The 12,035-nt window shown below is 73.2% G+C and carries 7 protein-coding genes and 2 pseudogenes; 1 reads left to right on the top strand and 8 read right to left on the bottom strand.

Annotated elements, in window-relative coordinates:
- Nucleotides 1-189 precede the first annotated feature (189 nt).
- From Q3Y56_RS08280 to Q3Y56_RS08260, 5 genes are all read right to left on the bottom strand, one after another.
- The gene (locus Q3Y56_RS08280; RefSeq protein ID WP_304461303.1) at nt 190-816 is read right to left on the bottom strand and encodes a GntR family transcriptional regulator; all 627 of its coding nucleotides are present in this window, start codon (nt 814-816) and stop codon (nt 190-192) included.
- Between the two features lie 185 nt (nt 817-1,001).
- The gene (gene sucB, locus Q3Y56_RS08275) at nt 1,002-2,792 is read right to left on the bottom strand and encodes a 2-oxoglutarate dehydrogenase, E2 component, dihydrolipoamide succinyltransferase (protein WP_304461302.1); all 1,791 of its coding nucleotides are present in this window, start codon (nt 2,790-2,792) and stop codon (nt 1,002-1,004) included.
- A gap of 48 nt (nt 2,793-2,840) precedes the next feature.
- Nucleotides 2,841-4,229, bottom strand: a complete 1,389-nt coding sequence (lpdA, locus tag Q3Y56_RS08270) for a dihydrolipoyl dehydrogenase (RefSeq protein ID WP_304461301.1) — start codon at nt 4,227-4,229, stop codon at nt 2,841-2,843.
- Between the two features lie 293 nt (nt 4,230-4,522).
- A complete protein-coding gene (locus Q3Y56_RS08265; protein ID WP_304461300.1) occupies nt 4,523-6,055 on the bottom strand; it encodes a leucyl aminopeptidase in 1,533 nt (510 codons plus the stop codon).
- A 326-nt stretch (nt 6,056-6,381) separates the two neighbouring features.
- On the bottom strand, nt 6,382-7,206 hold the full coding sequence (locus Q3Y56_RS08260) for an adenosylcobinamide-GDP ribazoletransferase (RefSeq protein ID WP_304461299.1): 825 nt from the start codon (nt 7,204-7,206) through the stop codon (nt 6,382-6,384).
- Between the two features lie 34 nt (nt 7,207-7,240).
- Between Q3Y56_RS08260 and Q3Y56_RS08255 the strand changes: the two are divergent.
- Nucleotides 7,241-7,966, top strand: a pseudogene (locus tag Q3Y56_RS08255) (hypothetical protein); the annotation flags it as partial.
- A gap of 353 nt (nt 7,967-8,319) precedes the next feature.
- Here Q3Y56_RS08255 and Q3Y56_RS08250 read toward each other — a convergent pair.
- The 3 genes and pseudogenes from Q3Y56_RS08250 to cobT all read right to left on the bottom strand — a co-directional run.
- A pseudogene (locus tag Q3Y56_RS08250) lies at nt 8,320-8,970 on the bottom strand (hypothetical protein); the annotation flags it as partial.
- 8 nt (nt 8,971-8,978) lie between these two features.
- Nucleotides 8,979-10,745, bottom strand: a complete 1,767-nt coding sequence (locus Q3Y56_RS08245) for a phosphatidylglycerol lysyltransferase domain-containing protein (protein ID WP_304461298.1) — start codon at nt 10,743-10,745, stop codon at nt 8,979-8,981.
- A gap of 101 nt (nt 10,746-10,846) precedes the next feature.
- Nucleotides 10,847-11,893, bottom strand: coding sequence for a nicotinate-nucleotide--dimethylbenzimidazole phosphoribosyltransferase (gene cobT / locus Q3Y56_RS08240; protein WP_304461297.1), 1,047 nt, complete (start codon nt 11,891-11,893; stop codon nt 10,847-10,849).
- Nucleotides 11,894-12,035: the final 142 nt, after the last annotated feature.

The following is a 12,035-nucleotide window of genomic DNA, read 5'->3' as shown; positions in this document are numbered from 1 at the left end:
AAGTTGGCAGGACAGGGCGGTGGGCGGTGGCCCGCCGTCGACTGTAAGTCGCTGATCGATGATCGATCAAAGTATTGGAGCGAAAAACTTCTCCATTGGGCGAAATTGGCATTCCGTGCCGCGAAATAAGGCACGGAGTGCCGGGATAAAAGGGGCGAGTCGGGTGCGGGTGCCGTGGGGGCGTCGGCGTCAGGCGCGCGGCGCGCAGCCCAGCACGTGCGCCTTGACCAGCTCGCCGATCCGCGGGTCGCGGCGCCGGAACGCCTCGACGAGCGCCTCGTGCTCCTCGGCGTACGACTGCTGGCGGGTCCCCAGCCAGCGGATGGACAGCGCCGTGAACACCTCGATGCCCAGGCCCTCCCAGGTGTGCAGCAGCACGCTGTTCCCGGCGGCCCGCACCAGCTCCCGGTGGAAGGCCACCGTATGGCGCACCTGCGCCTCCCCGTCGCCCGCCCGGTCCGCCTCGTACAGCGCCGCGACCTCCGGCTCCAGCGCGGAGACGTCCGCGGCCAGCCGCTCCGCGGCCAGCTCCGCCGCGATCTGCTCCAGGCCCGCGCGCACCGGATAGATCTCCTCCAGGTCGGCGGCGGTCAGGTTCCGTACCCGGACGCCCTTGTTGGGCGCGGACTCGATCAGCCGCAGCGCCTCCAGCTCGCGCAGCGCCTCCCGCACCGGCGTCTGGCTGACCTGGAGCTCCACCGCGATCCGCCGCTCCACGATCCGCTCGCCCGGCTTCCAGCGCCCGCTGACGATCCCCTCCACGATGTGCTCGCGGATCTGTTCGCGCAGCGAGTGGACGACGGGCGGGCTGGTCATGAAGGGCTCCTCGGCGGGCGGCGGGGCGATGCGTAGACAATACGGCGGCGCCCCCGCCCGGAAGGGGTTCCGGGCGGGGGCGCCGCTGGTGAGGCTGGTAACACGTAAGGCCAGGGGCCTTACAGACCGAGCTCGACCTCGTTGAGATCCTCGGTGGCCGGACCGTGGTCCGGCCACCGCCATGGTCAGAGCCCGAGCTCGACCTCGAACTCGCCGGCCTCCAGGATCGCCTTGACGGCCGTCAGGTAGCGGGCGGCGTCGGCGCCGTCCACCAGACGGTGGTCGTAGGAGAGCGTCAGGTACGTCATGTCGCGGACGCCGATGACGGTGCCCTCGGCGGTCTCGATGACGGCCGGACGCTTGACCGTGGCGCCGATGCCCAGGATCGCGACCTGGTTCGGCGGCACGATGATCGTGTCGAACAGCGCACCGCGCGAGCCGGTGTTGCTGATGGTGAAGGTCGCACCGGCCAGCTCGTCCGGGGTGATCTTGCTGCCGCGGACCTTGCCCGCCAGCTCCGCGGTCTTCTTGGCGATGCCGGCGATGTTCAGGTCGCCCGCACCCTTGATGACCGGGGTCATCAGACCCTTCTCGGAGTCCACCGCGATACCGATGTTCTCGGTGTCGAAGTAGGTGATCGTGCCCTCGTCCTCGTTGATCCGGGCGTTGATGACCGGGTAGGCCTTCAGCGCCTGGGCCGCCGCCTTCACGAAGAACGGCATCGGGGAGAGCTTGACGCCCTCGCGGGCGGCGAAGGAGTCCTTCGCCTGGGCGCGCAGCTTCATCAGCTTGGTGATGTCGACCTCGACGACCGAGGACAGCTGCGCCTGGCTGTGCAGCGCCTTCATCATGTTGTCGCCGATGACCTTGCGCATGCGGGTCATCTTGACCGTCTGGCCGCGCAGCGGGGACACCTCGAGGGCTGGGGCCTTCTTGGCGGCTGCCGGAGCGGCGGCGGCCGGAGCCGGCGCAGCGGCGGCGGCCTTGGCGGCCTCGGCGGCGGCGATGACGTCCTGCTTGCGGATACGGCCGCCGACGCCGGTGCCCTGGACGGCGGCCAGGTCGACGCCGGACTCGGCGGCGAGCTTGCGCACCAGCGGGGTGACGTACGCGCCCTCGCCACCGGCGGCGGCCGGAGCGGGGGCGGCCGGGGCAGCCGGAGCCGGAGCGGCCGGAGCCACCGGGGCGGGCGCGGGCGCCGGGGCCGGGGCGGCAGGGGCGACAGGAGCCGGAGCCGGAGCTGCGGCCGGGGCCGGAGCGGGCGCCGGGGCGGCCGGAGCGGGCGCCGGAGCCGGGGCCTCGGCGGCGGGCGCCGGGGCCGGGGCGGCCGGAGCGGCCGGGGCAGCAGGAGCCGCACCGGCGGCGCCGATCACGGCGAGCTTGGCGCCGACCTCGGCGGTGCCGTCCTCCTCGACCAGGATCTCCAGCAGGGTGCCGGAGACCGGGGCCGGGATCTCGGTGTCGACCTTGTCGGTGGAGACCTCGAGCAGCGGCTCGTCGGCCTCGACCGAGTCGCCGACCGCCTTCAGCCAGCGGGTGACGGTGCCCTCGGTGACCGACTCGCCCAGCGCGGGCAGGACGACGTCGGTGCCCTCGGCCGCACCGGCCGGGGCGGCGGGGGCCTCGGCGACGGGCGCCGGGGCGGGGGCGGGGGTGGGCTCGGGCTGCGCCGCCGGGGCCGGGGCCTCGACGACTGCCTCCGCGGCAGCCGGGGCGGGGGCCTCGGCCGGGGCGCCGGTGCCGTCGTCGATGACGGCGAGCTCGGCGCCGACCTCGACCGTCTCGTCCTCGGCCACCTTGATGGAGGAGAGGATGCCGGACGCGGGGGCCGGGATCTCGGTGTCGACCTTGTCGGTCGAGACCTCGAGCAGCGGCTCGTCGGCCTCGACGCGCTCACCCTCGGCCTTGAGCCAGCGGGTGACGGTGCCCTCGGTCACGCTCTCGCCGAGCGCCGGCAGGGTTACGGAAACCGCCATGGTTTCGGTTGCTCCTAACGATCTGTGCTGATGGGTCGCGCTCGGGGATTAGTCGTGGGAGTGCAGCGGCTTGCCGGCCAGCGCCAGGTGCGCCTCGCCGAGAGCCTCGTTCTGCGTCGGGTGCGCGTGGACGAGCTGGGCGACCTCCGCCGGCAGCGCCTCCCAGTTGTAGATCAGCTGGGCCTCACCGACCTGCTCGCCCATACGGTCACCGACCATGTGGACGCCGACCACGGCACCGTCGCGGACCTGGACGAGCTTGATCTCGCCCGCGGTCTTGAGGATCTTGCTCTTGCCGTTGCCCGCCAGGTTGTACTTCAGGGCGACGACCTTGTCGGCGCCGTACAGCTCCTTGGCCTTCGCCTCGGTGATGCCGACGGAGGCGACCTCCGGGTGGCAGTACGTCACGCGCGGCACGCCGTCGTAGTCGATCGGCACGGTCTTGAGACCGGCCAGCCGCTCCGCCACCAGGATGCCCTCCGCGAAGCCGACGTGCGCGAGCTGGAGGGTCGGGACCAGGTCGCCGACCGCCGAGATCGTCGGCACGTTGGTCCGCATGTACTCGTCCACGAGGACGTAACCGCGGTCCATGGCGACCCCGGCCTCCTCGTAGCCCAGGCCCTGGGAGACCGGGCCGCGCCCGACGGCGACGAGCAGCAGCTCGGCCTCGAACGTCTTGCCGTCGGCGAGGGTGACCTTGACGCCGTCGGCCGTGTACTCGGCCTTCTCGAAGAAGGTGCCGAGGTTGAACTTGATGCCGCGCTTGCGGAAGGCGCGCTCCAGCAGCTTGGAGCTGTTCTCGTCCTCGACCGGGACGAGGTGCTTCATGCCCTCGATGACGGTCACGTCCACGCCGAAGGACTTCCACGCGGAGGCGAACTCGACGCCGATGACGCCGCCGCCCAGCACGATCGCGGACTTCGGGACGCGGTCCAGGACCAGCGCGTGGTCCGAGGAGATGATGCGGTTGCCGTCGATCTCCAGGCCCGGGAGCGACTTCGGCACGGAGCCGGTCGCCAGCAGGACGTGGCGGCCGGTGTAGCGCTGGCCGTTCACGTCGACGGAGGTCGGGGAGGACAGCCGGCCCTCGCCGGTCACGTAGGTGACCTTGCGGGAGGCGACCAAGCCCTGCAGACCCTTGTAGAGCCCGGCGACCACGTCGTCCTTGTACTTGTGCACACCCGCGATGTCGATGCCCTCGAAGGAGGTCTTGACACCGAACTCGGCGCCCTCGCGAGCCTGGTCGGCGATCTCGCCGGCGTGCAGCAGGGCCTTGGTGGGGATGCAGCCGCGGTGCAGGCAGGTGCCGCCCAGCTTGTCCTTCTCGATCAGTGCGACGTCCAGGCCCAGCTGAGCACCTCGCAGGGCAGCGGCGTAACCACCGCTTCCGCCTCCGAGGATCACTAGGTCGAAAACGGTGCTGGCGTCGTTCGCCACGTCACGTCCTCCATGCATGGTGCGCCGGGGCCGGTCGTCGGTGACCGGGCGGCGGCTGTTGTTCGGCCGCTATTGCTTCGGCCCTCTGATGGGGGCCCTGTCCTGCCGGGACAACATCTTCGCACTTGTTGGCGGACGGCGGGACGCGGGGCCGGTGTGTGAGACACCCGTCGAGCTCTGTCCAGGGGTTACTCACGCGTAAGGCCGTACGGATTTCGTTGAGGGCGGAATCAGTCGTACGGGCCGGACGGTCCCGGACAAAACGCCCGGGACCGTCCTGCGTCGCAGGTACGTCAGCCCAGGTCGCCGGCGGCTGTGCGCTCGGCGAGCCGGACCAGCGTGCGGACGGCGGAGCCGGTGCCGCCCTTGGGCGTGTAGCCGAACGGGCCGGACTCGTTGAAGGCCGGGCCCGCGATGTCCAGGTGGGCCCAGGTGATGCCCTCCCCGACGAACTCCTTCAGGAACAGGCCGGCGACCAGGCCGCCGCCCATCCGCTCACCGATGTTGGCGAGGTCGGCGACCGGGGAGTCCATGCTCTTGCGCAGGTGCGTCGGGAGCGGCATCGGCCAGGACGGCTCGCCTGCCTCCTCCGCGATCTCGTGGATCGCGGTGCGGTACGCGTCGTCGTTGGCCATGATCCCGAAGGTGCGGTTGCCCAGCGCCGCGACCATCGCACCGGTCAGGGTGGCCACGTCGACGATGGCGTCCGGCTTCTCCTGAGAGGCGCGGGTCAGCGCGTCGGCGAGCACCAGCCGGCCCTCGGCGTCGGTGTTCAGCACCTCGACCGTCTTGCCGCTGTACATCGTCAGGACGTCGCCCGGACGGGTGGCGGAGCCGGACGGCATGTTCTCGGCGAGCGCCAGCCAGCCGGTCACGTTGACCTTCAGGCCCAGCCTGGCGGCGGCGACGACGGCGGCGAACACGGCGGCGGCACCGCTCATGTCGCACTTCATCGTCTCGTTGTGCCCGGCCGGCTTCAGGGAGATGCCGCCCGAGTCGTACGTGATGCCCTTGCCGACCAGGGCCAGGGTCGCGTCCGCCTTGGGGTGCGTGTAGGCGACCTTCACCAGGCGCGGCGGGGCGTCCGAGCCCTGGCCGACGCCGAGGATGCCGCCGAAGCCGCCCTTCTTCAGGGCCTTCTCGTCCAGCACCTCGACCTTGAGGCCGTGCTCCTTGCCCGCGTCCTGGACGGCAGCGGCGAACGCCTTCGGGTCCAGCACGTTGGGCGCGGTGTTGATCAGGTCGCGGGCCCGGTTGACCTCGGAGGCCAGCGTGGCGGCGCGCTCGGCCGCGGCCTTGAACGCCTTGTCCCGCGGCTTGGCGCCCAGGACGGCGACCTCGGCCAGCGGGGCGCCGTTGCCGTTGCCCTTCTTGGTGCCGTTCTCGCTGCGGTGCGCGGTGAAGGTGTACGCGCCGAGCAGCGCGCCCTCGGCGATCGCGGCCGCGTCCTCGGCGTCCTGGACGGGCAGCGCGAACGCGCCCTTCTTGGCACCGGACAGCGCGCGGGCGGCGGCTCCCGCCGCGCGGCGGAGTGCCTCGGCGTCGAACCGGCCGTCCCCGTCCTTGACGGGGGCCTCGCCGAGACCGACCGCCAGCACGACCGGCGCCTTGAACCCGGCCGGGGCCGGGAGCTTGGTCACCTCGCCCTCGGCGCCGCTCGCCCCGAGCGTCTCGACGATGCTCGCGAGCTTCCCGTCGTACGCGGCGTCCACGGTCTCGGCGCCGGGTGCGACGACGGGGCCCTTCGGCCCCTTCGCCACACCGACGACGACGGCGTCCGCGCGCAGCGTCGCCGCGGAAGAGGTGCTGAGAGTCAGTGCAGTCACGGTGTTGGGGTCCCTACTTCCGGTTGGTTGCTCGGCCGATGGGTGGGTCAGCCGCGCCCGGGGGCATCGTATGCGCCGGTCGCGGGGCGGTTGCGGCGCGGGCCTACGTGGATGCCGTGGAGCGGGCTTGGTTGGGCCATCGCGAGCCTAACTCTGCCTCGTGCCTTCTGCGTTTGTCCGCAATGCCGGGCGGGATGTGTCCGTGATGCCGGGCGGGATGTGTCCGTGATGCCGGGCGGGATGTGTCCGTGATGCCGGGTGGGGTTCGTCGGCGATGCCGGGTGGGGTTCGTCCGCCATGCCGGGGGTGGGCAGGCGAGTCGCGGGTCAGCCCAGCGCCAGGGCGATCAGCGCCGTCGTGGCGGCGGTCTCGGCGAGCGCGCCGAACACGTCGCCGGTGACCCCGCCGAAGCGGCGGCGGCAGTGCCGCAGCAGCAGTTCGGCGGCGCCGAGCGCGGCCACGGCGGCGAGCGCGTGCCCGACGGCGGCCTGCGGACCCCAGGTCGCGCCCGCCGCCGCGCACCCGGCGGCCACCAGCGCCGCCGCCACCGTCGCGGGCAGCGCGGGAACGGCGCCCGCGACCGCCGCGCCCAGGCCCTCGGGCCGGGCCGCGGGCACCCCCGAGCGGGCGGCGAGGGTGAGGGCGCACCGGGCCGTGCCGCCCGCGACGGCCGCCGCGACCGCGCCGCGCGCCCAGTGGTCCCCGTACAGCTCGGCCACCGCCGCGACCTGGGCGAGCAGCACGAACAGCAGGGTGACGACCCCGAAGGGCCCGATGTCCGACCGCTTCATGATGCGCAGCGCGTCGTCCGCGGGCTTGCCGCTGCCCAGCCCGTCGGCGGTGTCGGCGAGCCCGTCGAGGTGCAGACCGCGGGTCAGCGCCGCCGGTACGGCGACCGTGGCGACCGCCGCGAGCAGCGGCCCCGCGCCGAGCAGCAGCAGGAGCCCGCCGAGCGCGGCCGCGCACAGACCGACCACGACACCGGCCACCGGCGCGCACAGCATGCCGGTGCGCGCGGCGGGCCGGTCCCAGCGCGTCACCCGCACCGGCAGCGCGGTGAGCGTGCCGAAGGCGAAGCGGAGGCCGTCGCCGAGCGGCGCGTACGGGGGGCGGGGCGGGCGTGCGGGGGACCGTGGCGGCGTGGTGTCCATCGCGCCGCAGGCTATCGCGCTTCGCTGGAGGGCCATGGGGCACTGGTGGGAGCGGAACATCGTGGAGCCCGGCAAGCTGCCGCTGTTCCTCGCCTTGCTGTCGTTCATCCTGTCGTTCCTGGTCACGCGGACCATCACGCGGATGATCAAGGCGGGGAAGGGGCCGTTCCGCAACGTGACGTCGGAGGGCGGGCTGCACATCCACCACGTGGTGCCCGGGGTCGTGCTGTGCGTCGTCGGCGGCTTCGGCGCGGTCGGCAGCAGCACGCACGGATTCGGGGCGCTGGCGTCGGCGGTGCTGTTCGGGACCGGCGCGGGCCTGGTGCTGGACGAGTTCGCGCTGATCCTCCATCTGCACGACGTGTACTGGAGCGAGCAGGGCCGGCAGAGCGTCGAGGTGGTGGTGGTCACCGCCGCCCTGGTCGGGCTGCTGCTCAGCGGATTCGTGCCGTTCGGGGTCAACGACCTGTCGGCCGAGGAGCAGGGCGACCGGGCGACCGTGATGGCGACCGTGTGCGGCAACTTCCTGATCGCGCTGCTCGCCCTGGTCAAGGGCAAGCCGCGGATCGCGGTGGTCGGCGTGCTGGTGCCGCCGGTGGCGGTCGTGGGTGCCGTACGGCTCGCGCGGCCGGACTCGCCCTGGGCGCGGCACCTCTACCGCGCCAGGCCCCGTACGCGCGACCGCGCGCGCGTACGGGCCACCCGTCACGACAGGCGCTGGAACGCGTGGCGCCGCCGACTCCAGGACTGGCTCGGCGGATTCTCGGAATCCGCCGGTCCGGACTCGGGGACCGGCCCGGACTCGGGGACCGGGCCGGACCCGCGGACCGGGCCGGACTCCGGCCCTGGCTCGGGCTCCGGGACCGGCCGGGAGCCCCGCTTCGGCCCGGATCCCGGGACTGGATCGGACTCCGGAACTGGCCGGGACTCAGGCTTCGGACCGGATCCCGGAACCGGCCGGGACCCCCGCTCAGGGCCGGACTCCGGCTCCGACGCGGACTCCGGCCCCGGCACGGTGGACCGGCCGGACCGGCCGGGCAGGTCGGATCCGCCCGAGCCGTCGGGCCCGCCCGGCCCCTGACGGCGCGTCCGCTGCCGTACCTCGTCCGCGACGCACAGCGCCAGCACCGCCACGACCGCCGCCACGTGCTCCTTGCCCGCCAGATTGGGCTTGACGAACGCCTCGACCACCATCGCGGCGACCACGACCGCGCAGGTGAACCACGCCCGGTAGCGCCAGCACACGTACACCGCCAGCCCCACCACGGCGGCGGACGGGCCGGTGTCGGTGGTGTGCGCCTCGTGGCCGGGCAGCCCGAGCAGGCCGCCGGGGCCCACCGCGATCCCCAGCCGCGCGTACATCGTTCCGGCGAGCGTGGCCGCGTACGCGACGAGCAGGGTGCGCAGCGGCCCGACGCAGACCTCCGCGATACCGAAGACCAGCAGGAGTTGGGCGAGCGCGCCCCACACCGGAAGGTCGAGCGCCGGGACGTACAGCGACAGCGGGGTGCGCAGCAGCGCCGACCACCACGGCTGGTCCGCCTGGACGGCGCCCAGGTGCCGGACCGGTCCGAACCCCCAGGGCTGGTTCTGCACGTACTGGAACAGCCCGGTCAGGCAGACGGCGGTCAGCGTGAGGGCGACGGCGGCGGCCCTGCGGCTGCGCAGCCCGTCCCGCAGGGCGCGCAGCAGCGGGCCCCATTCGGCCCGTGCGGCGCGCCCCAGCGCGGTGCCGGCCGCCGCGCCGGCCGCGGCGCGGGTCACAGCGCGGGTCACGGCGCCGTCTCCAGGTGGGACCGGTTGAGCCACTTCGGCAGGCCCGGCGCTTCGAGGAAGCCCTCGGCGCGGGCGCTCGCGAGCCCGATGCGGGGCAGGTCCGTGCTCTTCTCGAAGAGCAGATAACGGGGCTCCCAGACCGGGCGGTACTTCGCGTTGGCCCGGTACAGCGACTCGATCTGCCACCAGCGGGAGAAGAAGCTCAGCAGCGAGCGCCACAGCCGCAGCACCGGGCCCGCGCCCAGCCTGGCCCCGCGTTCGAAGACCGAGCGGAACATCGCGAAGTTCAACGACACCTGGGTGACGTCGACCTCCTTGGCGCGCTGGATCAGCTCCAGCACCATGAACTCCATCAGGCCGTTGTCGGAGTCGCGGTCACGCCGCATCAGGTCCAGGGACAGCCCGCGGGCGCCCCAGGGCGCGAAGCTGAGCAGCGCCCGCGGCGTCCCCTCGGCGTCCGAGCAGACCAGGATCACGCAGCGCCCGTCGCGCGGGTCGCCGAGCCGTCCCAGCGCCATGGAGAACCCGCGCTCGGTCTCGCCGTCCCGCCAGTCGTCGGCCAGCCGCACCAGCTCGGCCATCTCCTGGGGCGGTACGTCCTCGTGGCGGCGGATGTCGACGGTGTACCCGGCCCGCTTGACCCGGTTGTACGCCTGGCGGACGGTGCGCATGGCGCGGCCCTCCAGCGTGAACTCGCCGGTGTCCACGATCGCCTCGTCGCCGAGTTCGAGCGCGTCCAGGCCGTGCCGGGCGTAGATGGTGCCGCCCTCCTCGCTCGCGCCGATCACCGCGGGGATCCAGCCGTGCTCGCGGGCCTCCGCCAGCCAGCGGTCGATCGCCTGCGGCCAGGCCTCCGGGTCGCCGATCGGGTCGCCGGAGGCCAGGGAGACCCCGCCCACCACCCGGTAGGTCACCGCCGACTTGCCCGACGGCGACCAGATGGCGCTCTTGTCGTGGCGGAGGGCGAAGTAGCCCAGCGAGTCGCGGTCGCCGTGCCGGTCCAGGAGCGCGCGCAGCCGGGTCTCGTCGTCCTCGGAGATCGGGTCCACCGCGCGGCGGGCGCGGAACGCCGCGTACAGCACGAGGAGCAGCAGCAGCGTGCTCATGATGTTGATGGTGACGTTGACCCATGCGGGTGTCTCGATGTGCGCGAACGAGGAGTCGTCGGCGGCGAGTGAGACCAGCCGCAGGACGCCGTAGTGCCAGCGGTCGAGGAAGGAGGCGCGCTCCTCGTGCGGGGCGTCGTTGGTGACGGTGACCAGCGCGGCGGCGAGCAGGGAGCCGACGAGCAGCCCGAGGACGCCGACGACGGCCGCCAGCTTGGGGTTCGAGCGGTCGCCCTTGGCGTAGAACTCGCGCCGCCCGGCGAGCAGCGCGGCGACGAAGGCCAGCGTGAGGATCAGGGAGATCCAGTTCTGCGTGTGTTCGCGCAGATCCGGCCAGCTCATGGCGAACGAGAAGAGCACCAGCAGCAGTGTGGCGAGCACCATGTTCAGGATCCACGCGGCGCGCTTGCGGCGGCGCATGGTGATGGCGAGGAACACCGACAGGGCACTGGAGAAGAAGCCCGCGGTCAGCAGATACGGGGTGAAGTACTCGTCCGCGTTGTGCCGCTTGATGTCGTTGCCGAAGGACACCCACACGGCGCCGAGCAGGTTGACGAACGCGATGACGCGCAGATACCAGACGGTGAACGTCGCCCCGCGCCGTGCCCAGGCATGCCGAAGGGTTCCCTCGCGCGGATTCATCCGGACATCTCCCATGAAAATCGATCTTATGAGGGGAGAACGTTCCGGTGTAAATCGGACGAATCGCTACGCGTGGTCGTCGGTGACCGGTGGTCCGGCGGTCGGCGGCCCGGCGATCAGTCGCGCTCGGGCAGCTCCGCCGAGAGCGCGGCGGCGGCCTGCACCAGCGGCAGGGCCAGCAGCGCTCCCGTTCCCTCACCCAGACAGACGCCGTGGTCGAGCAGAGGGTTGAGTGCTATCCGGTCCAGGGCCTTCGCCTGCGCCGGCTCGCCGCTCGCCTGCCCGGCCAGCCACCAGTCCGGAGCCCGGAACGCCACCCGCTGCGCCACCAGCGCGCACGCCGCCGAGACCACCCCGTCCAGGATCACCGGCGTCCGGCGCACGGCGCTCTGCAGCAGGAACCCGGTGATCGCGGTCAGGTCCGCCCCGCCGACCGCCGCCAGCAGCTCGAGCTGGTCGCCGAGGACCGGCCGCGCCCGGCGCAGCCCGTCCCGGATCGCGGCGCACTTGCGCATCCAGGCCAGATCGTCGATCCCCGCCCCGCCGCGCCCGGTGACCACCGAGGCGTCGGTGCCGCACAGCGCGGCGATCAGCGTCCCGGCGGCCGTGGTGCCGCCCACGCTGAGATCGCCCAGCACCAGCAGATCGGTGCCCGCGTCGGCCTCCTCGTCGGCCACCGCCATCCCCGCCCGGAACGCCTGCTCGGCCTCCTCGGGAGTGAGCGTGTCCGCCACATCCAGCCGCCCCGAGCCGCGGCGCACGCGGTACCGCGTCACCTCCTCGGGCAGCTCGGCCGGGTCGCAGTCCAGCGCCATGTCGACCACCCGCAGCGGTACGCCGAAGCGGCGGGCCAGGATGGCCACGGGGCTCTCCCCGTCCAGCACGGAGCGCACCAGCGCGGTCGCGGACCCGGCGGGCCGCCCCGACACGCCCAGCTCCGCCACCCCGTGATCACCGGCGAACAGCACGACGCGGGGCCGCTCGACCGGCCGGACCGGCACCTGGCCCTGGGCGGCACTCAGCCACTCGCCCAGCTCGTCCAGCCGCCCGAGCGCGCCGACCGGCGCCACGAGCCGCTCCCGCCGCTCCTCGGCGTCGCGCCGGACCGTACCGTCGGGGCGCTCGATCAGGTCGACGAAGTCATCGAGATTCAGACCGCTCACGCCCGGAACCCTATCGCCTCCCGGCGAGGGGCCGTGGAGCGCGTACCGGGGCTTCGGGGGGCGCCTCCGGCGGGGCTGTGAGGCGCCCTTCGGGTCGCCTGCGAGCGGGGTCCGTCGGCTGCGTACCGCATACGGTCCCGGA

Source organism: Streptomyces sp. XD-27 (assembly GCF_030553055.1).
Taxonomy (GTDB): domain Bacteria; phylum Actinomycetota; class Actinomycetes; order Streptomycetales; family Streptomycetaceae; genus Streptomyces.
The sequence above is the reverse complement of the archived record's forward strand: the minus strand, read 5'-3'. Positions and strand labels throughout refer to the sequence as shown.

Excerpts from the sequence above, each read along its gene's own strand:
- Q3Y56_RS08280 (WP_304461303.1), bottom strand. The coding sequence starts at position 816 with ATGACCAGCCCGCCCGTCGTCCACTCGCTGCGCGAACAGATCCGCGAG.
- sucB (WP_304461302.1), bottom strand. The coding sequence starts at position 2,792 with ATGGCGGTTTCCGTAACCCTGCCGGCGCTCGGCGAGAGCGTGACCGAG.
- Q3Y56_RS08260 (WP_304461299.1), bottom strand. The coding sequence starts at position 7,206 with ATGGACACCACGCCGCCACGGTCCCCCGCACGCCCGCCCCGCCCCCCG.
- Q3Y56_RS08245 (WP_304461298.1), bottom strand. The coding sequence starts at position 10,745 with ATGGGAGATGTCCGGATGAATCCGCGCGAGGGAACCCTTCGGCATGCC.